General features: G+C 71.4%; 20 protein-coding genes and 1 pseudogene. 9 read left to right on the top strand and 12 right to left on the bottom strand.

Features of this window, described 5'->3' with window-relative positions; all coding sequences use genetic code 11:
* The first annotated feature begins 50 nt into the window (after positions 1-50).
* Entirely contained in the window at positions 51-266 is a 216-nt protein-coding gene (locus ACHBTE_RS26720) for a dodecin (RefSeq protein WP_394726651.1), read from the top strand.
* A 34-nt stretch (positions 267-300) separates the two neighbouring features.
* Here the strand turns inward: ACHBTE_RS26720 and ACHBTE_RS26715 are convergent, their stop codons facing one another.
* Positions 301-792 (bottom strand): hypothetical protein, encoded by a 492-nt coding sequence (locus ACHBTE_RS26715; RefSeq protein ID WP_394726650.1) that lies wholly within the window; start codon positions 790-792, stop codon positions 301-303.
* Between the two features lie 156 nt (positions 793-948).
* On the opposite strand from ACHBTE_RS26715, the gene ACHBTE_RS26710 reads away from it, so the two are divergent.
* A complete protein-coding gene (locus tag ACHBTE_RS26710) occupies positions 949-1,950 on the top strand; it encodes an LLM class flavin-dependent oxidoreductase (RefSeq protein ID WP_394726649.1) in 1,002 nt (333 codons plus the stop codon).
* Positions 1,951-1,989: 39 nt separating this feature from the next.
* Here ACHBTE_RS26710 and ACHBTE_RS26705 read toward each other — a convergent pair whose 3' ends face one another.
* Positions 1,990-3,306 carry a phytase gene (locus ACHBTE_RS26705; RefSeq protein WP_394726648.1) on the bottom strand — a complete coding sequence of 439 codons (1,317 nt, stop codon included), beginning with the start codon at positions 3,304-3,306 and terminating at the stop codon, positions 1,990-1,992.
* Between the two features lie 243 nt (positions 3,307-3,549).
* Between ACHBTE_RS26705 and ACHBTE_RS26700 the strand changes: the two genes are divergently transcribed.
* Positions 3,550-5,883, top strand: coding sequence for an ABC transporter (locus tag ACHBTE_RS26700; RefSeq protein WP_394726647.1), 2,334 nt, complete (start codon positions 3,550-3,552; stop codon positions 5,881-5,883).
* 179 nt (positions 5,884-6,062) lie between these two features.
* Positions 6,063-6,800 carry a hypothetical protein gene (locus ACHBTE_RS26695; protein ID WP_394726680.1) on the top strand — a complete coding sequence of 246 codons (738 nt, stop codon included), beginning with the start codon at positions 6,063-6,065 and terminating at the stop codon, positions 6,798-6,800.
* On the opposite strand, the pseudogene ACHBTE_RS26690 reads toward ACHBTE_RS26695, so the two are convergent.
* The 5 genes and pseudogenes from ACHBTE_RS26690 to ACHBTE_RS26670 form a co-directional block, all read right to left on the bottom strand.
* Positions 6,801-7,637 (bottom strand): annotated as a pseudogene (locus tag ACHBTE_RS26690) (lysophospholipid acyltransferase family protein); the annotation flags it as partial.
* A 53-nt stretch (positions 7,638-7,690) separates the two neighbouring features.
* Positions 7,691-8,461: a GNAT family N-acetyltransferase gene (locus ACHBTE_RS26685; protein ID WP_394726646.1), complete on the bottom strand. Its 771-nt coding sequence runs from the start codon at positions 8,459-8,461 to the stop codon at positions 7,691-7,693.
* A 372-nt stretch (positions 8,462-8,833) separates the two neighbouring features.
* A complete protein-coding gene (locus ACHBTE_RS26680) occupies positions 8,834-9,580 on the bottom strand; it encodes a succinate dehydrogenase/fumarate reductase iron-sulfur subunit (protein ID WP_394726645.1) in 747 nt (248 codons plus the stop codon).
* A complete protein-coding gene (locus ACHBTE_RS26675) occupies positions 9,577-11,526 on the bottom strand; it encodes a fumarate reductase/succinate dehydrogenase flavoprotein subunit (protein WP_394726644.1) in 1,950 nt (649 codons plus the stop codon). The genes ACHBTE_RS26680 and ACHBTE_RS26675 overlap by 4 nt, the downstream gene beginning before the upstream one ends.
* A 1-nt stretch (position 11,527) precedes the next feature.
* Positions 11,528-12,199 carry a succinate dehydrogenase gene (locus ACHBTE_RS26670; protein WP_394726679.1) on the bottom strand — a complete coding sequence of 224 codons (672 nt, stop codon included), beginning with the start codon at positions 12,197-12,199 and terminating at the stop codon, positions 11,528-11,530.
* Between the two features lie 119 nt (positions 12,200-12,318).
* On the opposite strand from ACHBTE_RS26670, the gene ACHBTE_RS26665 reads away from it, so the two are divergent.
* Positions 12,319-13,203 (top strand): LysR family transcriptional regulator, encoded by an 885-nt coding sequence (locus ACHBTE_RS26665; protein WP_394726643.1) that lies wholly within the window; start codon positions 12,319-12,321, stop codon positions 13,201-13,203.
* Between the two features lie 315 nt (positions 13,204-13,518).
* Here the strand turns inward: ACHBTE_RS26665 and ACHBTE_RS26660 are convergent, their stop codons facing one another.
* The 3 genes from ACHBTE_RS26660 to ACHBTE_RS26650 all read right to left on the bottom strand — a co-directional run bounded on the left by ACHBTE_RS26660 (position 13,519) and on the right by ACHBTE_RS26650 (position 17,818).
* Positions 13,519-15,654: a putative bifunctional diguanylate cyclase/phosphodiesterase gene (locus ACHBTE_RS26660; RefSeq protein ID WP_394726642.1), complete on the bottom strand. Its 2,136-nt coding sequence runs from the start codon at positions 15,652-15,654 to the stop codon at positions 13,519-13,521.
* Complete coding sequence (locus tag ACHBTE_RS26655) at positions 15,651-16,463, bottom strand: SAM-dependent methyltransferase (protein WP_394726641.1); 813 nt, start codon at positions 16,461-16,463, stop codon at positions 15,651-15,653. Before ACHBTE_RS26655 ends, ACHBTE_RS26660 begins: the two co-directional genes overlap by 4 nt.
* 371 nt (positions 16,464-16,834) lie before the next feature.
* A complete protein-coding gene (locus ACHBTE_RS26650) occupies positions 16,835-17,818 on the bottom strand; it encodes an SCO0930 family lipoprotein (protein WP_394726640.1) in 984 nt (327 codons plus the stop codon).
* A 336-nt stretch (positions 17,819-18,154) separates the two neighbouring features.
* Here ACHBTE_RS26650 and ACHBTE_RS26645 point away from each other — a divergent pair, with 336 nt between their 5' ends.
* The 3 genes from ACHBTE_RS26645 to ACHBTE_RS26635 all read left to right on the top strand — a co-directional run bounded on the left by ACHBTE_RS26645 (position 18,155) and on the right by ACHBTE_RS26635 (position 20,256).
* Positions 18,155-18,718, top strand: coding sequence for a hypothetical protein (locus tag ACHBTE_RS26645; protein WP_394726639.1), 564 nt, complete (start codon positions 18,155-18,157; stop codon positions 18,716-18,718).
* A 15-nt stretch (positions 18,719-18,733) separates the two neighbouring features.
* On the top strand, positions 18,734-19,498 hold the full coding sequence (locus tag ACHBTE_RS26640; RefSeq protein ID WP_394726638.1) for a hypothetical protein: 765 nt from the start codon (positions 18,734-18,736) through the stop codon (positions 19,496-19,498).
* 248 nt (positions 19,499-19,746) lie between these two features.
* Positions 19,747-20,256: a hypothetical protein gene (locus ACHBTE_RS26635; protein ID WP_394726637.1), complete on the top strand. Its 510-nt coding sequence runs from the start codon at positions 19,747-19,749 to the stop codon at positions 20,254-20,256.
* A gap of 124 nt (positions 20,257-20,380) precedes the next feature.
* On the opposite strand, the gene ACHBTE_RS26630 is transcribed toward ACHBTE_RS26635, so the two are convergent.
* Positions 20,381-20,878, bottom strand: a complete 498-nt coding sequence (locus tag ACHBTE_RS26630) for a hypothetical protein (RefSeq protein ID WP_394726636.1) — start codon at positions 20,876-20,878, stop codon at positions 20,381-20,383.
* A 332-nt stretch (positions 20,879-21,210) separates the two neighbouring features.
* Between ACHBTE_RS26630 and ACHBTE_RS26625 the strand changes: the two genes are divergently transcribed.
* A complete protein-coding gene (locus ACHBTE_RS26625) occupies positions 21,211-21,870 on the top strand; it encodes a class F sortase (RefSeq protein ID WP_394726635.1) in 660 nt (219 codons plus the stop codon).
* A 48-nt stretch (positions 21,871-21,918) separates the two neighbouring features.
* Here the strand turns inward: ACHBTE_RS26625 and ACHBTE_RS26620 are convergent, their stop codons facing one another.
* A complete protein-coding gene (locus ACHBTE_RS26620) occupies positions 21,919-22,770 on the bottom strand; it encodes a polysaccharide deacetylase family protein (RefSeq protein ID WP_394726634.1) in 852 nt (283 codons plus the stop codon).
* Between the last annotated feature and the right edge of the window lie 43 nt (positions 22,771-22,813).

The following is a 22,813-nucleotide window of genomic DNA, read 5'->3' as shown; positions in this document are numbered from 1 at the left end:
TGCCCCGCCGTGGGGCACCGTGGAGTGACGCGTGTGAGAGGAGCACCCACATGTCGAACCACACCTACCGGGTCACGGACATCGTCGGCACCTCGCCGGAGGGCGTGGACCAGGCGATCCGCAACGGCATCGCGCGCGCCTCGCAGACCCTGCGCAATCTGGACTGGTTCGAGGTGACCGAGGTGCGCGGCCAGCTCGACAACGGGCAGATCGCGCACTGGCAGGTGACCATGAAGGTCGGCTTCCGCCTGGAGGAGTCCGAGTAGACGATCCGAGTGGACGAGCAGACGGTTCCTGCCGTCAGGTCCGCCCCTCCCGCTCCTGCGCCACCTTCAGCGCGGCGGAGGGGGCGGTCCAGCGGGCCCGTACGACCGTGAAACCGGCCCGTTCGGCGTCCTCGCAGACCAGTTCGTCGTCGTCCACCAGCATCCGGATCTCCTGGGTGCGGGCGAGGCGGTTCAGGATCTCGAGCTTGGTGCGCCGGGCGGGCCGCCGGTCGTCGTTGCGCCGCATGTACACACGTCCTTCGGGCAGGCCCTGCGCGGCGAGCCAGTCGAGGGTGTCGCGCCGGCAGCGTTCGGGCCGTCCGGTCAGATAGCGGATCTCGCACTCCTGCGCGCTCTGCAGCACCAGCGCGATGCCCTCCTCGATCGGCGGGTCCTGCGGGGCCGCCGCGAAGAAGGCGTCCCAGTCGCGCGGCTTGCGCTCCAGGAAGTGCTGCCGGTGTGCGGTGTCGGCGAGGGTGTTGTCCAGGTCGAACACGGCGAGCGGGCGATTGCTGCGATCGGTCACGCCGCTCAGCCTAGACGGCGCGGACCGCTTGCGGCGCGGCCTGCCGACGGAGTACCCCAGCACCTGCTCAGCGCGTACGAGCGCGGTCTGCTGAGCCCCGAAAGGGCTGATCACACGAGTGAGGAATCCTGCGCGCTGCAGGGTGTTGAACCCTGTATGAGCTCCGTGATCGCCTCGACCCGCTTCTCCGTCCTCGACCGCTCCCGCACCCGCGAGGGCCATCCGGTCGGCGAAGCGCTGCGTGACACCGTGCGGCTGGCGCAGGAGACCGAGGCGCTGGGCTACCACCGCTTCTGGGTCTCGGAACACCACGGTGTACCCGGCGTCGCGGGTTCGGCGCCGACGGTGCTGGCCGCCGCCGTGGCCGGCGCGACGCGGACCATCCGGGTAGGCACGGGCGGGGTCATGCTGCCCAACCACCGACCGCTGGTCGTGGCCGAGCAGTTCGGGGTGCTGGAGTCGCTGTTCCCCGGCCGTATCGACATGGGGCTCGGGCGTTCGGTCGGCTTCACCGACGGCGTGCGCAAGGCGCTCGGGCGGGACAAGGAGGACGCGGAGGACTTCGCGGCGCAGATCCAGGAGTTGCTCGGCTGGTTCAGCGGGACCTCCCCGACGGGCGTGCGGGCGCGGCCCGCCGAGGGCCTGACGGTGCCGCCGTTCGTGCTGGCCATGGGCGAAGGCGCGGACCTCGCGGCCCGCGCGGGGCTGCCGATGGTCATCGGCGACCTCAGGAACCGGGAGAAGATGCGGCGCGGGATCGATCACTACCGCGCCCACTTCCGCCCCTCCCCCTGGGCCGCCGAGCCGTACGTCATGATCTCCGGCACCGTCGCGGTGGCCGCCACGCCGGAGGAGGCCCGGCGGCTGCTCGTCCCCGAGGCCTGGTCGATGGCCCACTCGCGCACCCATGGCACCTTCCCGCCACTGCCCCCCGCCGAGCGCGTCGACGCGCTGACGATGACGGCCAAGGAGCGCGGCTTCTACGAGAGCGGACTCGCCGGGCATGTCGCGGGCACGCAGGAGCAGGTCGCGCATGAGCTGGAGACGCTGCTGAAGGAGACGGGGGCCCAGGAACTGCTGGTCACGACCAGTACGTACGACCGTGCCGCGCTGCTCGACTCGTATCGGCGGCTCGCCCGGATCGTCGACGACGCCTGATCCGGGCGAGCCGTCGGCCGCGAAGAGTGGGCGGGCGGGTCAGTCCGTGTCGCGCGGGTCGAACGACCTGGTGTCGATGGTGAGCGGCTTCGGGAAGGCGCCGGCCACCGACTCCCAGCCCGTGAACTTGAAGTTCGTGCCCTCCCGTTCCCCTTCCCCGGGTGTCTCCTCGCCGTCGTGGGTCACCAGCAGGCCCTCGGGGAAGGACCGGCCCAGCGGGACGTTGACCACGGCGGCCCCGTCGGAGTGCTGCACCCCGTCGGTGGCGGCGCCGTCCGTGACGGCGAAGGAGCCGAGGTAGGCGTTGCGGCCCTGGCGCTCGTACACGGCGAAGGTGTTGTCGCCCTGGCTGGAGGCGAGCAGATATCCCTTGCCGTCGGCGGCGTGGTAGATCGTGGCGCCCTCGGCGTCGGCGCTCAGGTGTTCACCGCCGAAGCCCGGGTCGTTCGCGGTGTCGAGCACGCACTCCTCCTCCTGCGCGTCGTACGTCCACGGCGTGCCGTACTCACGGACCCGGTCGATCAGCTTCGGCCGTTCGAACTCCTCGTCGTCGAGAGCGATCCGCCACAGCCCGACGTCCTCCTGTGCGGCGTACAGCACGTGCTTCTCCTGGTCGACGACCATGCCCTCGACCTGGGCGTGGTCGCCGGGGTCGGCGCACGGCGTCCAGCTCCCGCCGTTCGGCAGGGTGAAGGAGCCGGGCAGGTCGAGGGTGTCCTCGGTGCGGTACCCGACGCGCCCGCCCCGGTCCTCCAGACGCAGCAGCCGTACCCGGGTCTCCGAGCGGCGGGACACCACGGCGTACGTGTGGTCGTCGTCGCTGAAGGCGGCCAGTCCGTAGACGGTGCGCTGGTCGTCCACGTCGGTCTCGCTCGCGGAGAAGACCGGCGCGGCGTTCGCCGCCGTCACGTCCTTCAGCGGGGGCCTGCCCGCCGCGACGGCGGCCGGGTCGATCGCATAGGCCCGCACCCGGTCCCGGCCGCGGTCGGTGACCAGGGCGAGGTCGGTCTTCCTGCCGCCCAGTTCGAAGCCGTAGACGACGTCGACGTTGTTGAAGCGGCCCGGGGCCGCGTCCGCACCGGGCCCGGCGGGCGCGGCGATGTGCTGGAGGCGACCGCCGTCGAGGCCGTGGACGTCGAGGCCGGCCTCCTTGAGGGTGGCGATGACGAGGCTGCGGTTCGGATCGCGGGGGTCGACCCAGACGGCCGGGTCGTCGGCGTCGGCGTGGCCGCCCGCCGCGTCGTCGTACACGACGGGGGTCTCCACGCGCGCGGAGACGGGGGCCGGCTGCGGGGCGGACGTGCCCGTGATCATCAGCAGCGCGGCGGTGAGAGTGCTCAGAGCAGAGGCGCTCACGATACTCCTCGATGGGAAGAGAGACTGGCGAGAAGCTAAAGGCGGCCGGTGTGGGTGAGCCGACGGCACCGTGAACAGCAGGTGACTGATGTGGGCGGCACGTCTGGTTCACATACAATCGCGGGGTTTGCCCACCCCCGACGCCCCCCACACACGGCCTTCTCCACCCACCGCCCTCTCCACACACCACCCCCTCCCCCACGCCCGCCGCGCCCTCCCGACACACCCCCGGAGCCCCTTCCCATGCACTCCCCGCACGACCCGTACGTCCGTGTCCGCGGCGCCCGAGAGCACAACCTCAAGGGCGTGGACGTCGACATTCCGCGCGACGTGCTGACGGTGTTCACGGGGGTGTCCGGTTCCGGGAAGTCGTCGCTCGCCTTCGGCACGGTCTACGCCGAGGCCCAGCGCCGCTACTTCGAGTCGGTCGCGCCGTACGCCCGCAGGCTGATCCACCAGGTCGGCGCGCCGAAGGTCGGGGAGATCACCGGGCTGCCCCCCGCCGTCTCCCTCCAGCAGCGCCGCTCGGCCCCGACCTCCCGCTCCTCCGTCGGCACGGTCACCAACCTCTCCAACTCCCTGCGGATGCTGTACTCCCGGGCAGGCGACTACCCTCCGGGCGCCGAGCGGCTCGACTCGGACTCCTTCTCTCCCAACACGGCGGCGGGGGCGTGCCCGGAGTGCCACGGGCTCGGGCAGGTGCACCGTACGACCGAGGAGTTGCTGGTCCCTGACCCCACGCTGTCGATCCGGGACGGCGCGATCGCCGCGTGGCCGGGTGCCTGGCAGGGCAAGAACCTGCGGGACATCCTCGACGCGCTGGGGTACGACGTCGGCCGGCCGTGGCGGGACCTGCCGGCCGAGCAGCGGCAGTGGATCCTGTTCACCGACGAGCAGCCGGTCGTCACGGTCCACCCGGTGCGCGACGCCGACCGCATCCAACGGCCCTACCAGGGCACGTACATGAGCGCCCGACGGTACGTCATGAAGACGTTCGCCGACTCCAAGAGCCCGACGCTCAGGGCCAAGGCGGAGCGCTTCCTGGCCGCCGCGCCCTGCCCGGGGTGCGGTGGCAGCAGGCTGCGCCCACAGGCGCTGGCGGTGACCTTCGCCGGCCGGACGATCGCCGAGCTGGCCGCGCTGCCGCTCGTCGAGCTCGCGGACCTGCTGGACGGGGGCGCCTCGGAGACGGCCCGGGTGCTGACGGGAGACCTCACATCGCGTATCGCGCCCGTCGTCGAGCTGGGCCTCGGCTATCTCAGCCTCGACCGCGCCACACCGACGCTTTCAGCGGGCGAACTGCAACGCCTGCGCCTGGCGACGCAGTTGCGGTCCGGGCTGTTCGGCGTCGTCTACGTCCTGGACGAGCCGTCGGCGGGACTGCACCCCGCGGACACGGAGGCGCTGCTGAGGGTGCTGGCCCGGCTGAAGGCCGCCGGGAACACGGTGTTCGTGGTGGAGCACCACCTCGATGTCATGCGAGGCGCCGACTGGCTGGTCGATGTGGGGCCAAGGGCGGGTGAGCACGGCGGGGAGGTGCTGCACAGCGGGCCGGTGGCTCAGCTGGCGTCGGTCGCGGAGTCGGCCACGGCCCGCTTCCTGTTCGACGACACCCCCGCCGCCGTACGGCAAGTGCGCCCACCCCGAAGGCAGTTGGTGGTCGGCCCGGTCACCCGGCACAACCTGCGCGGGGTGACCGCGCGGTTCCCGCTGGGTGTCTTCACGGCCGTCACCGGTGTCTCGGGGTCGGGCAAGTCGACGCTCATCGGCGAGATCACCGAGGACCTCCCGGGCGTGGGGCGCCTGGTCTCGGTGGACCAGAAGCCGATCGGCCGCACCCCGCGTTCCAACCTCGCCACGTACACGGGCCTGTTCGACGTCGTGCGCAAGGCGTTCGCGGCGACCGACGAGGCCCGGGCGCTGGGCTACGGGGTCGGACGGTTCTCCTTCAACGTCGCGGGCGGGCGCTGCGAGACCTGTCAGGGCGAGGGGTTCGTCAGCGTCGAGCTGCTGTTCCTGCCGAGCACCTACGCGCCCTGCCCGGACTGCGGCGGGGCGCGCTACAACCCCGAGACGCTTCAGGTGACTTACCGGGGACTCGACATCGCACAGATCCTGGACCTGACGGTCGAGTCCGCCGCGGATTTCTTCGCCGACCTCCCCGCCGTGGCCCGCAGCCTCGGCGCGCTGCTCGACGTCGGCCTCGGCTACCTCCGCCTCGGCCAGCCGGCCACCGAGCTGTCCGGCGGCGAGGCCCAGCGCATCAAACTGGCGAGCGAGCTCCAGCGCGGCCGTCGCGGCCACACCCTCTATCTCCTCGACGAACCGACGACCGGACTCCACCCGGCCGACGTCGAGGTCCTGATGCGCCGGCTGCACGACCTCGTCGACGCCGGGCACACCGTGGTCGTGGTCGAGCACGACATGTCCGTCGTCGCCGGCGCGGACTGGGTCCTCGACCTGGGCCCGGGCGGCGGCGACGCGGGCGGACGCATCGTGGCGACGGGTCCGCCGGCGGAGGTGGCACGCGCGAAGGGGAGCGCCACGGCGCCGTATCTCGCCCGTGCGATGCCCTGATCGGACCGGCGCGGTGCCCCGAAAAGCCCTTGGGGTCTGGGCAGTTGGAGCCCCATAGAATCGCGGTGTGCGTTGATCCTCCGCGCGGCGGCACGTGCCGTCGCGAACCGTGTGGGCGCCCGGATGTTTCCGTGGCCGCCCCGGCAGGCACACCCGTCACCGCCCCACGGAGATCACGCATGGCCGCGCAGCCCTCCCTCACCTACGACGCTTTCCTCGCACTCGCCACGGCCGACCCCGCTGTCGTCGGACTCGTCCTGAAGGGCTCGCGAGCCCACGACGGCATGGCCACCGAGAACTCCGACCACGATCTGTACGTCGTCCTCGCGGATGGTTCCACGACGGAGCTACGGCGCCTCGCCGGCCACCGCACGGCCCGGCTGGATCTCGTGATCGTGTCTCTCGCCGAGTTCCGGGCCGCTGGAATGCCGGGGTTCGAACGCTACGCCCTCGCCCGGGCGCGGGTCGTGCTCGACCGGCTGGCCGGCGGCATCGGGGAGATCATCGCCGCGAAGGCGCGGCTCGGCGCCGACGAGGCGTTCCGGGCGGCCGGCGGATGGCTCGACGCGTACGCCAACTCCCTCTACCGCTCGGTCAAGAACGACCGTGACGGCGACCCGCTCGCCGCCCGGCTCGACGCCACCGACAGCGTGGGCCACCTGCTGGAGCTGCTCTTCGCCCTGCACCGGCGGCCTCGCCCGTACAACAAGTACCTGAGCTGGGAGCTCGCCCGCCATCCGCTGCCCGGCTGGGACGGCGCCGCCCTGCTGCGGGACGTGGACCGCATCGCCGCGAGCGGCGATGCGGCGGTCCAGCGGCGGCTGTTCGCCCGGGTGGAGGCCGCGGCTCGCCGGGCGGGGCACAGGGCGGTGCTGGACGGCTGGGGCGAGGATCTGCGGCTGCTGCGACCCGGGTAGCACGGAGCGTTCGGCGGCTCGGGCGAGGCCGGGGCGGTCGGAGTGCCGGTCCGGCGCGATGGCGTCGCACACCTCGACGTCGGCGACGAGCTCGCGGGCCCGCAGGACCCGCCACACCGAGGTGAGCAGAGCGTCCTGGCCGACGAAGGCGGCCGTCGTGGCCTCGGATCCCCCGGCGAGCCGGTAGCGCAGGCGTATCGGCTGGACGGGAGTGCCCGCGTCGAGGGCGGCCTGGAACGCGGCACGGCGGAAGCGGCCCTGGGCGCGTCCGCACCAGGTGCTGCCCTCGGGGAAGACGGCCACCGCCTCGCCCGCCCGTAGCGCCTCGGCGATCCGGGCCACCGTGCCGGGCAGTGCGCGGATCCGGTCCCGGTCGATGAACAGGGCGCCGCTACGGGCGGTCAGCCACCCGGCGACGGGCCAGTCACGGATCTCCGACTTGGCGAGCATCCGGGCGGGGCGGACGGCGGCCAGCAGCGGGATGTCCAGCCAGGAGACGTGGTTGGCGACGAGCAGCATCCCCGTGCCGGGTGCGGCACGGCCGTCGAGCCGGATGCGCACGCCCGCTGCCCGGACCACCCAGCGGCACCAGCGGCGGACCAGTCCCGGCGGGACCCGGCCGCCCGGTGGGCGCAGCAGGTTCACCAGCAGTCCGGCGATGAGGAGGAGCAGGACGGCGGTCATCCGCAGGACGGCCAGGGGCAGGGCCCGGGTCCTGCCGGTGCCCTCGACACAGGTCTGCGGCGTGCATGGGGCGCTGGGCCGCCAGAGCGTTCCGGTGTCAGGCGCGTGATCCGTGGGGCCGGCGAGCGCCGCGCGGGCCGTGGGGGCGGTCACCGTGAGGAGGTCCACGGCTCGGAGGGAGGTCGTGCTCATGGCCGCCCCGTCCGTCACGCCGGGACGAGGGAGAGGAAGTGCCGCAGATAGCGCGGGTCGATCCGGCGCATCGACAGCAGCACATACAGGTCGGCGACGCCGAACTCCGGGTCGTGGGCCGGCTCGCCGCACACCCGGGCGCCGAGCCGGAGGTAGCCGCGCAGCAGGGCGGGCAGTTCGACGCGTGTGGCGGGGACGGGGGCGGTCGGCTGCCAGGGGCGCAGCGGTCGTACGCGGTGCTCCCGCGGGGCGAGGTGCTTGGCCTGCACGCGGTCCCAGGTCGCGGCGGCGAGTGTGCCGCCGTCGGCCAGCGGGATCGAGCAGCAGCCCGCCAGCCACTCGTGGCCGCGGTCGATCATGTAGCGGGCGATGCCGGCCCAGATGAGGCTGATCACGGCGCCGTCGCGGTGGTCGGGGTGGACGCAGGAGCGGCCGACCTCCACCAGGTCCGGACGCAGGGAGTCGATCCCGGTGAGGTCGAACTCGCCCTCGGAGTACAGTCGGCCGGCGACGGCGGCGCGCTCCGGGGGCAGCAGCCGGTAGGTGCCCACGACCTGACCGGATGTCTCCTCGCGGACGAGCAGATGGTCGCAGTACGCGTCGAAGGCGTCGATGTCGTGACCCGGTTGCGGGGAGGACAGCAGGGCCCCCATCTCACCGGCGAAGACGTCGTGCCGCAGCCGCTGGGCGGCGCGCACGTCCTCCTCGTCGCGGGCGAGTCCCACGGTGTAGCGGGTGGGTGCGGTGGGCTGCGGGGGACGGTCGACGGTCAGTACGCCGGTCATGGCTTACTCCTGGTCACGGGCCGGGGACGGCAGGCGGGGCAGATGCGAGCGGTGCGGGGTGCCGCCCCTGTTCTTCCTATGCCGGTTGGCGTACGCGTGACCTGTGCCAGGAGCGCGGATGTGCGGATGCTGAACGGCGCGAACCGGTACCGGTCGTCCACATTCCGGTGCCCGGCCGGTCAGCCGGAAGGTCCGGGGCCGTTCACCTGGCGGGCGCGCAAACGCCGAGACGGGGCCGGAGAGCACCACTCCGACCCCGCCCGTCCGCACTCGACGGCGAACGTCCACTGCAACGCCCCACAGGGGCGCGGGGAACCGCGCGACAAGCCACGACGAGCCCGCCCCCGCCGAACCGCCGTCCCCGCCAAGGCGCTACCGCTTCACCTTCCGGGTAGCCCGCAGCCACTCCTTGTTCATGCTCGTGATGGACATCAACGGGATGCCCTTCGGGCAGGCCGTGGCGCACTCGCCGGCGAGTGTGCACCCGCCGAAGCCCTCCTCGTCCATCTGCGCCACCATGTCCAGCACCCGCGTCTCCCGCTCGGGAGCCCCCTGCGGCAGCACGTTCAGGTGGTTGATCTTGGCGGAGGTGAACAGCATCGCCGCCCCGTTCGGGCAGGCCGCCACGCACGCCCCGCACCCGATGCACTCGGCGTGCTCGAAGGCGAAGTCGGCGTCCGGCTTGGGCACCGGCGTGGCATGCGCCTCGGGAGCCGCGCCGGTCGGAGCGGTGATGTAGCCGCCGGACTGAATGATCCGGTCGAAGGCCGAGCGGTCGACGACGAGGTCCTTGATCACCGGGAAGGCGGCGGCACGCCACGGCTCGATGTCGATCGTGTCGCCGTCCTGGAAGGACCGCATGTGCAGCTGACAGGTCGTCGTCCGCTCGGGCCCGTGCGCGTCGCCGTTGATGACGAGGGAGCAGGCGCCGCAGATGCCCTCGCGGCAGTCGTGGTCGAAGGCGACGGGGTCCTCGCCCTTGAGGATGAGCTCCTCGTTGAGGGTGTCGAGCATCTCCAGGAAGGACATGTCGGAGGAGATGCCGTCCACCTCGTACGTGGACATGGCGCCGTCGGCGTCGGCGTTCTTCTGCCGCCAGACGCGCAGGGTGAGCCTCATGCGTAGCTCCGCTGGGTGGGGTGGACGTACTCGAAGACCAGGTCTTCCTTGTGCAGCACGGGAGCGGTGCCCGTGTCGGTGAACTCCCAGGCCGCCGCGTAGCCGAACTCGTCGTCCCGGCGGGCCGCCTCGCCGTCCGGGGTCTGCGACTCCTCGCGGAAGTGGCCGCCGCAGGACTCGCTGCGGTGCAGGGCGTCGAGACACATCAGCTCGGCGAGCTCCAGGTAGTCGACGACCCGGTTGGCCTTCTCCAGGGACTGGTTGAACTCCTCGCCGGTGCCGGGGACCTTGATGCGGCGCCAGAACTCCTCGCGGATCTGCGGGATGCGCTCCAGGGCCTTGCGCAGCCCGGAGTCCGTGCGGGCCATGCCGCAGAACTCCCACATCAGTTCGCCGACCTCGCGGTGGAAGGAGTCCGGGGTGCGGTCCCCGTCCACGGCGAGCAGCAGGTTGAGCCGGTCCTCGGTCTCGGCCAGCACCTCCTGGACGACGGGGTGTTCGTCGGTGACCCGCTCGTGGTGAGGGTTGCGGGCGAGGTAGTCGTTGATGGTGGCCGGCAGCACGAAGTAGCCGTCGGCGAGGCCCTGCATCAGCGCGGACGCGCCGAGCCGGTTGGCCCCGTGGTCGGAGAAGTTGGCCTCCCCGATGGCGAACAGGCCGGGGACGGTGGTCTGGAGGTCATAGTCGACCCACAGGCCGCCCATCGTGTAGTGCACGGCCGGGTAGATCCGCATCGGCACCTCGTACGGATCCTCGTCGGTGATCCGCTGGTACATGTCGAAGAGGTTGCCGTATTTGGCCTCGACGGCCTTGCGGCCCATCCGGGCGATGGCGTCGGCGAAGTCCAGGTAGACGCCCTGGCCGCCGGGGCCCACTCCCCTGCCCTCGTCGCAGACGTTCTTCGCGGCGCGGGAGGCGATGTCGCGGGGCACCAGGTTGCCGAAGGACGGGTAGATGCGCTCCAGGTAGTAGTCGCGCTCGTCCTCGGGGATCTTGTTCGCGGGGCGGTCGTCGCCCTTGGCCTTGGGCACCCAGATCCTGCCGTCGTTGCGCAGCGACTCGCTCATCAGGGTGAGCTTGGACTGGTGGTCGCCGGTGCGCGGGATGCAGGTGGGGTGGATCTGGGTGAAACAGGGGTTGGCGAACCAGGCACCGCGGCGGTGTGCCCGCCATACGGCCGTTGCATTGGAGTTCATGGCGTTCGTCGACAGGTAGAAGACGTTGCCGTAGCCGCCGGACGCGAGGACGACGGCGTCCGCGAAGTACGTGTCGATCTTCCCGGTGATCAGGTCCCGGGCGACGATGCCGCGCGCCCGCCCGTCGACGACGATCAGGTCGAGCATCTCGGTACGGGGGTGCATCTCGACGTTGCCCGCCGCGATCTGCCGGCTGAGCGCCTGGTAGGCGCCGAGCAGGAGCTGCTGGCCCGTCTGGCCGCGGGCGTAGAAGGTCCGGGAGACCTGGACGCCGCCGAAGGAGCGGGTGTCGAGCAGGCCGCCGTACTCGCGGGCGAAGGGCACGCCCTGTGCCACGCACTGGTCGATGATCTCGACCGAGATCTGCGCGAGGCGGTGCACATTGGACTCGCGGGCCCGGAAGTCGCCGCCCTTGACGGTGTCGTAGAAGAGTCGGTGGATGGAGTCGCCGTCGTTGCGGTAGTTCTTCGCGGCGTTGATGCCGCCCTGGGCGGCGATGGAGTGGGCGCGCCGCGGGGAGTCCTGGTAGCAGAACTGGACGACGTGGTAGCCCTGTTCGGCGAGGGTGGCGCCGGCGGAGCCGCCGGCCAGTCCCGTGCCCACCACGATCACGGTGTGCTTGCGCCGGTTGGCGGGGTTGACGAGCTTGGCCTCGAAGCGGCGCTTGTCCCAGCGTTCGCTCACGGGCCCGGCGGGGGCTTTGGTGTCGACGACAGGTTCGCCGGTCGTGTACTCGGCGTAGGTAGACATGTCAGCTCACCAATCCGGTCATGACGCCCACGGGTACGGCGATGAAACCGACCGTGAGCAGCAGGGCGAGGACGTTGGCCGCGGCCTTCAGGACACGGTCGCGGGTGCGGCTGCCGGCTCCGAGGGTCTGGGCGGCGCTCCAAAAGCCGTGCCGGATGTGCAGGCCGAGGGCGAGCATCGCGACGATGTAGATCACGTTGCCGTACCAGGTGGAGAAGGTGTCCACGACGTTCTGGTACGGGCGGCCCTCCTCAAAGCCGCCGGTGTGCACGGTGCCGGTCGTCAGGTCGAGGACGTGCCAGACGATGAACAGGCCGAGGATGATCCCGCCCCAGCGCATGGTGCGCGTGGCATAGGAGGCTCGCGGCTTCTTGTGCACGTACTTGGTGGGGCGCGCCCTGATGTCGCGGCGGCTGAGCTGGTACGCCGACGTGGCGTGCGCGACGACGGCGACGACCAGCACGACGCGGATCAGCCAGAGCGTCCACTCGTAGTGCATGAACGGCTCGCCGACCGTGCGCAGCCAGTGGCCGTACTCGTTGAACTCGCCCGCGCCGAAGTAGATCTTGAGGTTGCCGATCATGTGGGCCACCAGGTACAGCAGCATGACCAGCCCGCTGACCGCCATCACCGACTTCTTGCCGACGGTGGAGTCCCACACCGTGCGTGCCATGGACGGCCGTCGATCCGTCCGCGTTGCCAGAGCCATGGGGATGACGCTAGGGCCGAACGGTCCCATCGGTCCAAGACATGGTCCAGCTCGTTTCGATAGCCCAGGCCTATGCTGGCTCCATGCAGTTCCAGCAGCTCCAGTACTTCGTGGCGGTCGCCGAGACCCGGCACTTCACCCGGGCCGCCGACCAGGTGCATGTCGCGCAGCCCTCGCTGTCGCAGCAGATCAAGGCGCTGGAGCGGGAGTTGGGCGCCGACCTGTTCCTGCGGGCCCGCGGCAACATCACACTGACGGACGCCGGTGAGGCGCTGCTGCCGCTGGCCCGGCGCATCCTGGCCGACGCCGACACCGCCCGGCACGAGGTGCAGGAGCTGGTGCAGCTACGCCGGGGCCGGGTCCGGCTCGGCGCGACCCCGAGCCTGTGCACGGGCCTGCTCCCGGACGTGCTGCGCGCCTTCCACGACCGCTATCCCGGCATCCAGCTGCTGATCGAGGAGGGCGGTTCGCACGACCTGGTACGAGGGCTGGCGCGCGGCGCCCTCGACCTCGCCCTGGTGGTCCTGCCGCTGCCGACCCCCTCCCCTGCCCTGACCACGGTGGAGCTGCTGCGCGAGGACCTGGTGGTCGTCTCCTCGCCCGAGGCTCCCCGGCCCGGCGGCGGCCGGCGCACCGTGCGCATCGCCGACCTGGAGGGCGAACGCCTTGTGATGTTCCGGCACGGCTACGACCTGCGGGAACTGACAGTGGCCGCGTGCCGTGCCGAGGGCTTCGAACCGGACTTCGCGGTCGAGGGCGGGGAGATGGACGCGGTGCTGGGGTTCGTACGGGCGGGGCTGGGCCTGGCGGTCGTACCGCGCATGGTGGCCGCCCGGTCGGGGCGGGGGCTGCGGGTGACCCCGCTGGCCCGGCCCGGGCTGCACCGGACGATCGCGCTGGCCCACCGCAGCGATGTGGCGCCGCCGCGCGCCGCGCGGGAGTTGCAGCGGATGCTGCTGGAGCGGTGAGCTTCAGCCGCCAGGGGGAGCGGTGAGCGTCAGCGGCGGGGGCTGGAGCGGGTGAGCTTCAGTCGCAAGGGGGCAGCAGGCGGCATGCCGATGCCGCCGACCGCCATGCGATGCTGTGCCGCCCCCGGCAGAGTTCACACTACGTCACGGGCGCCCCTCCCGGCGCTGCCCGCCTGGCGCTGGGACCCGGCGCTGGGACCCGGCGCCGGGCGCCGGGCCGGGGCGGACGTGTGACACGGGGCGTCGGCGGCGGCCGTCCCGTGCGTGCCGTACGGGAGCCCGGCCGCGGTCCTACGTACGTACGGGCCGCGCGGGTCAGCCCGTCGCGTCCACCAGCGCCAGTTCGAGCAGCCGCTCCGGTGGGCCCGGGCGGGCGTAGTACCAGCCCTGGGCCGTGTCGCAGCCCAGTATCCGCAGCTGTTCGGCCTGGGCACCGGTCTCCACGCCCTCCACCGTCACCGCGAGGTTCAGGCTGTGGGCGAGGGAGACGATCCCCTCGACGATCTTCAGGTCGACGGGGTCGGCCGGAAAGCGCTGCATGCTCTGGGTGAAGGAGCGGTCCAGCTTGAGCACGCTCACCGGCAGGCGGCGCAGGTTGGCGAGGTTGGAGTAGCCGGTGCCGAAGTCGTCCAGGGCGATGTCGACGCCCATCTCGGCCAGTCGGCGAAGCGGCTTGAGCAGGGCGTCGTCGGCTCCGATCAGGGCCGACTCCGTGACCTCCAGGCAGAGGGCGTCCGGTGCCATGCCCGCGCGCTCCAGGATGTCGACGGTGTCCTGGACCAGCCCGGGATGAGTGAGCTGGCACGGCGAGAGGTTGACGTTGATGCGGAACGGACCGGCGTCGTCGTGACGTTCTCGCCATTCGCGTGCCTGACGCACCGACTGCTCCAGCACCCAGCGGCCGAGCGGCACGATGAGGCCGGTGTGCTCGGCGAGCGGGATGAACCGGTCCGGGCCGAGGATGCCGTGCTGCGGATGCAGCCAGCGAACCAGGGCCTCCGCGCCGCGCACACTGCCGTCGCCGAGGTGCACCAGCGGCTGGTACTCGATGAAGAACTCGCCCCGGTCCAGCGCGGTCGGCAGCGCGGTGGTCAGCCCGTGCCGGGTGATGGCGCGGGCGTCGGCCTCCGGGTCGGCCAGTTCGAACCGGTTGCCGCCCGCCGACTTGGCCCGGTACATCGTGATGTCGGCGCTGCGCAGCACCTCCGCCGGGCCGCGCTCCCCGGCCGGCCCCTCGACGATGCCGATGCTGCCGCGCACCGTCAGCTCACGGCCGTCGACGCTGATCGGCGCGACCAGCGCGTTCATGATCCGGGCGGCCAGCTCGTCGACCTCGCGCTCGGTGTCGGGGCCGGTGGTCAGCGCCACGAACTCGTCGCCGCCGAGCCGCGCGACCATCTCGCCGGGGGCGGTGGCGCAGGACTGGAGGCGGTCGGCGACCTCGACGAGCAGCCGGTCGCCGGCCGCGTGGCCGAGGCTGTCGTTGACGGTCTTGAAGCCGTCCAGGTCGAGATAGCACAGGCCGAACCGCTGTCCTTCTCCGGCGCCCAGCGCCTTCTCCAAGCGTTCGAAGAAGAACGTACGGTTGGGCAGGCCCGTGAGGGCGTCGTGCGTGGCCTCGTAGCGCAGCCGCAGATTGAGCAGTCGCCGCTCGGTGGTGTCCTCCATCAAGGCCAGCTGGTACTGCGGTTCGCCGTCGGCGTCGCGCAGCAGGGAGACCGTGAGGTTGGTCCACAGGACCGTTCCGTCCGGGCGGTAGAAGGCCTTCTCGACGTGGTAGTGCTCGCGCTCGCCGGTCACGAGTTCGTCGTAGAGCTTCCAGGTCTGCGGGGCGTCCTCGGGGTGGGTCCAGTCCTTGACGTTACGGCTGCGGATCGCCTGTTCCGAGACGCCGAACATACGCAGCAACGCGCCGTTGACCTGCAGTATGTTGCCGTCGAGGTCGGCGATGCCGATTCCTATGGCGGCTCCCTCGAAGACCGCGCGGAAGCGGGCCTCGGTGGCGTGCAGCGCCTGCGCCACCACGCCCTGCGCCTTCAGGGCCGCGCTGGAGATCGCCTCCTGCTCGGCCAGCGTCCGCTCGCGCAGCGCCAGGGCGTACCCGGCGGCCATGGCGTGCTGGAGCCGTGCCGATCGTGCGCGCATGTCCTCCTGGTCGCCGTCCGCACCGCAGTAGAGGACCAGATAGGCGTCCACGCAGTCCAGCGAGCGGCTCAGCGCCTCGGGGTCGGTGCAGTGCGCGGCGACCAGCGCGGCGCCGACCGCCCTGCCCGCGTCCGGCGCGAACGTCCTCGCCCTGAGCGCCTCGCTCAACCGCCGGGCCAGCGGCAGCAGTTGCTCCTCGAACTCCGGCCGGGTCGACGACGTCGAGGTCACCGGGAAGACGGCCCGGCTCCAGATCGTCGCGAACCGGCGCAGTCTGTCCTCCGGCCCGTCCGGCCCCGCGCTCACGCCGTACGCCCCACGCCGGCGAAACCGGAGAAGGCATACGGGTCCTCGTCCTCCGGTGCGGTGTCCGGCCGCCAGAGCGGCATCGGCACCAGTCCGGGTTCCACCATGCTGTACCCCTCGAAGAACCGCGCGATCTTCTCGCGCGAGCGCATGATCAGCGGGTTGCGAATGTCCTTGTATACGTCGACCGTGCCCTTGGCCCGCTCCTCGGGCAGCGGGATTCCCTCGTACGAGGCATGCGTGAGCACGAGCATGCTGCCGGGCGCGAGCGCGTCACGCAGTTCGGCCACCGCCGCATACGGGTCGTCCTCGTCCTCCACGAAGTGAAGTATGGCAACGAGCAGCAACGCCACTGGCCGGTTCAGGTCGATGAGGCGCTCGACCTGGGAACTGGTCAGGATCTCCTTGGGCTTGCGCAGGTCCGCGGCGACGACGTCGGTGCGGTCGTCGCCCGCCAGGACGGCCTGGCTGTGTGCGACGGCGACCGGGTCGTGGTCGACGTAGACCACGTGGGCGTCGGGACTGGCCCGCTGGGCCACCTCGTGGACGTTGCCGAAGGTGGGGATGCCGGAGCCTATGTCCAGGAACTGGGTGATGCCCTCGTCGGTCGCGAAACGCACGGCGCGGCGCATGAACGCCCGGTTGGCCTGCATGATCTTGGGCAGCCCCGGCATGAACTCCATGGCCTTGCGGGCCGCTTCCCGGTCGACCTCGAAGTTGTGCGAACCGCCCAGGTAGTAGTCGTAGATCCGCGAGACACTGGGCACCGAGATGTCGATGCCCCGTGGGGCCCAGGCGGGACGCTCCATGTATCTCTCCAAGACTCAGGCGATCCGGTGTTCGAGCAGAGGCTACTGATCGCCCGCCAAAGGAGCGAGCGGAAACGGAAATTGACCATCCGTTCCCGGTCACTGCCAGCGGCACGTGCCGTATTGATGCCCCGTGCACCCTGCGTGAAAAGCATCCGGAGTCTTCCACGGAGTTCGGAAGCATCGTGAAAGAGGGCGAAGAATACCGGTGAATGACGGCAAACCGGTCCGCCCCCTGCTCTTGGAGTGGCAGGGAGCGGACCGGTGGGTCGGGCGCGCCGTCCGTTCGTCCGGCACTCGCTGTGTCGCGTCCCTCTTCCGCGGTCAGTGATCGATGGGGTGAGGCGATCAACCCTGGGGAGGTGTGATCTCTACTTCTCCGACGCGCCGACCGGCTTGCCGTCGGGGCGGATGGCGTACCAAGTGCCGCCCACGCCCTGACCGTTGGTGTCGCCGGGCTTCTTGTCGCCCGCGAAGGTGTAGATCGGTACGCAGTCGATGGTCTGCTGCTTCAGTCCGTCGGGCCGGTCGAAGACGACATAGCCCTGACCCCGGGGACCGGACCCCTTGAGATCGATGCCCTCTGTGTCCTCGGCGTCGACCGGCTCGATGACCGGCCACTTCTCCAGGCACTCGCCGGTGCACGCCGTCTTCATCGGCCAGGGCGAGTCCTTCATGAAGCGGTAGACCGTCATGCCGTTCTTGTCGATGACGATCTCGCCGAGCTTGGGGTCCTTGCGGGTGGACAGACCGGGCTGTCCGGCCGCCCCCGCGCCGTCCTTGGCCTTCTTGCCGTCGGGGGCGAGCGCGTACCAAGTGCCGCCCACACCCTGGCCGTTGACATCGCCGGCGTTGGTGTCCTTGGCGAAGCGGTAGGCGGGCCAGCCGTCGATGGTCAACTGCTTGGAGCCGTCGGACCGGGTGACCGAGCCGAGCAGCTCGTCGTCGATGCCGGCGCCGGCGGTGACGTCGTCGGCGGGGACCGGCGGCCACTTCTTCGCGCAGTCGCCGTCACAGCTGGACTTGGGCGGCTCCGCGGTGTCCTTGTCGAAGCGGTAGAGGGTCAGTCCGGCGCTGTCGGTCAGCACCTTGCCGAGTTCCTGGTTGGTGGAGACGGACAGCTCACCGGGCTTGGCGCCCTGCTTGCCGGCGCTCTCCTGACCTGCGGCGCCGGCGCCGGTCCCGGTGCCGTTGCCGAGGCCGGTGCCGGCGCTCGCGTAGCCACCGGCCGGGGCCGTGGCACCCACGTTCTGGCTGCTCGCCGGCGGGGCGGTTTCCTGCCCACAGGCCGTCGTCAGCGCCAGCACCGCCACGGCGCTCACCACGAGCGAGGCGCTCCGCCACGAGGTCTTCATCGTCAACTCCCCAAACTCACAAGGGTGTTGCAGCGCCCTGCTGCGCCGCCGCACGACAATGGGTACGCATGGGAGACCGGTCCGTGTTCAATCGGCGCACAAATTTCTTTCCGAAAGCCGTCTCACGGGGATGAAACACCGCACGTAGCGTCGCACAGGTGTGTACTTCGCGCGTCAGGCGCGCGCCCGCCGGGCAAACCTTTCGGGGGCCTTCCGTCGCCCGTTCGGGGCAATCCACCCGATCTTCGGCGCGAGCGAGCACACACCGGCCTCAAGATCTTCGTCGTGCATGCACTCGAACCGACCCAATCCACCCTGACGGCAAGGGTGTTGACGGTGGTGACGCTGACCTGGCTGCTGGTCGCGGCACCGGCCGGCGTGGCGGTGGCCGACGCCTGCGCGTACGCCGACACCGGCCCGGACGGCGCGCAGGCGGTGGCGATCGCCGGCAGCCGCACCTGGCCCACTCCCCCGCAGTGCCCGGTGCCGACGCCCACGCCGACACCTACGCCGACACCCACCCCGACTCCGGAGCCGACGCCCACGCCGGACCCCGCGCCCACGCCACCACCACCGCCGAAACCCACGACCACCCCGAAGCCCGAGCCACCCTCGCCCCCGCCTCCGCCACCCCCGGCGACACCGGCCCCGCGGCCCGCACCGCCCCGCCCGCGGCCGACACCGCCGCCCCCGCCGGCGCCACCGCCCGCCCCGGCCGCCCCCGCGCCGAAGCCGTCGGTCGAGCCCACACCGAGTCCGACCGCGACGCCTGTGCACTACCCGCCCTATCGCGCCGCCCCGCACCGGCGCCAGGCGCACGACGCCCCGTCGCCGCTCACCTTCGTCCTGCTCATCGCGGCCCCGGCGATCGCCGCCGTCGCCGCACTGCGTCCGCGCTGACCCTGGAGGCTTCCGTTGCCGGAATGGCTTGTTCTCACCCTCGCGATGCTGGCCGCCTGCGCCGTGGTGGTCATCATCACCCTCGTCCGGCACCGCACCGCTCCCGAGGACGAGGATCCCTCCGAGACCCCTGACGTCATCGAGTACATGACGATGTGGATCGGTGTGGTGTACGCGATCGTCCTGGGCCTGGCCATCGCCGGTGTGTGGGAGGGGCGCAGCGCGGCCGAGGACCATGTGCGGGCGGAGGCTGTGGCGCTGCACGAGGTCTCGGAACGCGTCCGTGTCTATCCGCCCGAGATCCGCGACCGTATTCGGGACGATGTCAACGCCTATGTCGGACACGTCGTCACCACCGAGTGGAAGGCGATGTCGGAGGACGGCCGGGTCACCGAGCGCGGCGCGCAGCTCCTTCAGCGCCTGCGCGAGGACGTCACCGACTACGAGCCGAGGACGGACTTCGAGGCGCAGGTCTACCAGCCGTTGGTGGACCAGGTGACCGCCGCCGACCAGGCGCGCAACGCCCGGGCGAGCTCGACCGGGGAGACCATGCCGGGCGTGGTGTGGTTCGGGCTGATCGCGGGCGGCGTCGTCACCATCGGCATGATCTTCGCCCTCCAGATCCGGCGCACGCCCCGCGAACTGGTCCTCGCCGGACTGTTCTCGGCGCTGATCGCCTTCCTGCTCTTCCTCATCTGGGACTTCGACGCGCCGTACAGCCGTGGTGTCACGGCATCGGCGGAGCCGTTCCTGGACCTCTTCCCGGACCTCAAGGACTGACAGGCGTGCGCCCGACGCGGCACCGGGGGGCGCGAGGCGGGGCGGCGCCCGACGCGCGGGCCGCCACACCGTCGCCGTCCCCCGGTCGCGGGAACGGCGTCCCCTGAGCGGCCCACACACCTGACCCATTCGTACGACACCGATCGCGCGGGTGTGCGGGTCTTCCTAGCGTTCGGAGCATCGAGGTGCATTTCCGGCACAAGCGGAACAAGGTCCGCAGCTGCTCCTCGGGACCCGGAGGAAACACCATGCGCGCGATACGCGTTGCTTCGGCCGCACTGCTGGGCGTCGGCGCCCTCGTCATGACCGCCCCCGCCGCCCAGGCGAACGGCGAGTCCGAGGCTTTCCGAGTCCGTGTCCTGCCCTCCACCGTCGCGCCCGGCGGGGAGGTCACGCTGCGCGCCACCGGCTGTGAGAAGAGCGTGAGCGTGTCGTCGGGCGTCTTCGACACGATCATCATTCCCCGGGGGTACACGACGGCCAGGGCCAAGGTCGACTGGGACGCCAAGCCGGGTGCCGTGTACGAAGTGTCGTTCCACTGCGGCACGTTCTGGCAGGACGTCGACCTCACCATCGCCGGCGGCCGGCATGTCCGCCCGGTGCCCGACTACCGGCAGCACGGTGTGCAGGCGGGCGAGGGCGGCAGTCTGGCCGACCTGAACCTGAAGCAGATCGGCCTCGGCGCCGGCCTCATCGCCGCCGCGCTGGGGACGGCCCACCACCTCTCCCGGCGCCGCGAAGGCGAGGACGCCGGCTGACCCCGGCGCCGCCCCGGACATGCCTTCGCCCCGGATCCCCTCTCAAGGGGGCCGGGGCGAAGGCATGTGATGAACGTGCGACCTGTCCGTCTCTCAAGGGCCGGCGTGTCGGAAGGCCTGGCGCTCAGATCCGCTTCTCCGCGCGCCGCCGCATCCAGAACACACCGCCACCGACCAGGGCCACGGCGATGAGCCCGGCTCCGATGGCCATGTCGGTCGGCGTCGCACCCGTCGAGGTGCTGCCGCCGATGCCGCCCTGGACACCGCCGATGACGGTGAAGGCGTTGGGGTGCGTCAGGGGCCGGCCGGCGCCGTCGCAGTGGACCGTGATGCTGTGCGCACCCGGCCGCGCGCGGTTGTCGATCGTCGCCGTGCCCTTGGACGTGCTGCCGTGGACCGGGCTGAGCCGGGTGGGGCGGAACGCGTCCGAGGTGGCTGTGCCGCCCTTCGGGCAGCCGTCGACGGTGATGGTGAGTTGCCCGCCGCGCGCGATGACGCTGGGCAGGGCGACGATGTTGCTCGGGCCGACGGGCATGCCGTCCCGCGCTGTCGCCGCCGGGGCGGCGAGACCGAGAGCGGCGACCGCGGTGGCAGCGGTCGCCAGGGCACGAGTAGTACGCATGTGATCCTCCGCGGAAGGCGCCCCGGGAACCGTCCCCGGTCGATCGGCGAGAAAGCACCTCCCAGAAAGACCCTCAGATGCCCTGCGCGAGGCCGCATTTCGGCGATGGTCCGTCCTGGTGAGAGGACACGCCGACCGATGAGCCCACAATCCGATATTGCCGCAGGTCACGGACCGTCAGAATTTTCCTGCCGGTGGCAACTCGGATGGCGCACCGGCTCAGGTGGGGGCCACCCGTTCGCATCCGCCCCGTCGCCGGTTCCGCGTGCGGGACTTAGCGTTTTCGTATGCGCGATTGACGTGGCGACGGCCATGTCGAGAGGGGAATTGGAATGTATGGGTCCGAGCAGGCCGAAGAGGAGGAGCGGCGGAAGAAGCACGCTCCTTGGGGTGTGATAGCGCTTGTTCTGCTGACCGGTCTCGCCCTCATTCGCAATGGCTCGGGGGAGTTCGACACGGGACCGCCGCAGCCCGCCTCGGCCGCCGCCGCGGACACCCGGGTGCCGGGCGGTGTCTACGCCGCCGCACGGCCGTTGCCGTACTCCATGCCGCAACGGGTCAGGATTCCGGGGATCCAGGTCGACGCACCGATGATCCCGGTCGGCCTGGACGTGGACGGCTGGATCGGCGCGCCGCCGCCGGAGGACCCGAACCTCGCGGGCTGGTTCACCGGTTCCGTGACGCCCGGCGAGAAGGGCACCGCGGTGGTGGTCGGCCATGTCGACAACGCCCAGGGCCCGGCCGTCTTCTACGGTCTTGGTTCCCTGAAGCAGGGGAACCGTGTCGAAATCGTCCGGCAGGACGGAAAGACGGCCGTTTTCGAGATCTACGGCGTCGAGGTGTTCGAGAAGAACGACTTCCCGGGCGACCGGGTCTATGCGTCGAAGGGGAACGCCGAATTGCGGGTCATCACCTGTGGCGGCGGTTTCTCGCAGCAGAACGGCTATGACGGGAATGTCGTCGCTTTCGCCGGCCTGGTCGAGGTCCGCTGAGAGTTCCGCACCGGGCCGGTGAAAGCCGGCCCGGTGTAAGCCGGCCCGTCAGTGCCGCTCGGGAACGGTGACGAAATATCCGGCGTCCAGCAGCTGCGGCAGATAGGAACGCAGCGCCCGGACGCTCTGGGAGCGGTCGCCCCCGGCGTCGTGCGAGAGCACCACGACGCCGGGGGCGGCGCCCCGCTCGACCCGGTCGACGATCGTGCGGGTGCCCGGGGCGGTCCAGTCGAGGGTGTCGACGGTCCAGGCCAGGGGTTCCATGCCGAGTTCGGCGCCGAGTTGGAAGGTGGCGCGGTTCCAGGCGCCGTAGGGGGCGCGGAACCAGACGGGGCGGTCGCCGTACGTCTCTTCGACGATGTCGCTGGTGCGCTCCATCTCCGCGCGGATCCGGGCGCGGCTGAGCCGGGTGAGCAGCGGATGGGACCAGGTGTGGTTGCCGACGACATGGCCCTCGTCGGCCATGCGCGCCAGAAGGTCCCGGTTGTCGGCGACCATCTCGCCGCACACGAAGAACATGGCGCGCACGTCGTACTCGCGCAGGGTGTCCAGGATGTACGGGGTGTAGCGGGCGTCCGGTCCGTCGTCGAAGGTCAGCACCATGGTGCGACCGCGTCCGGACACGCGCAGGAACGGCCGGCGCCGCACCAGGGCGCGGTGGTGTGCCGTACGGGGCGGCCCGTATCCCGTCAGGGGCTGGAGCCGGTAGGCGGACGGCTTGAGCGCCCGGCGTGCCTGCGGGCCCGCGGCGGGGGCGGCCGGAGCGGCGGGCCGGATCGGCTCCTCGCCCGCGATCGTCGTGAACACTCCGGCGGTGCCGGCGGCTCCGACGGCGGCGGCACCGGCGAGCAGCGCGCGGCGTCGCGTGAGCGCACGTGTGAGCGACTGATCCTTCGTCATGCATCATCAGTCGCCCGGGGAACGGTGGACCCACCCCGGCGGC

Origin of the sequence: Streptomyces sp. M41, assembly GCF_043673425.1 — a bacterium.
GTDB lineage: Bacteria > Actinomycetota > Actinomycetes > Streptomycetales > Streptomycetaceae > Streptomyces.
The sequence above is the reverse complement of the archived record's forward strand: the minus strand, read 5'-3'. Positions and strand labels throughout refer to the sequence as shown.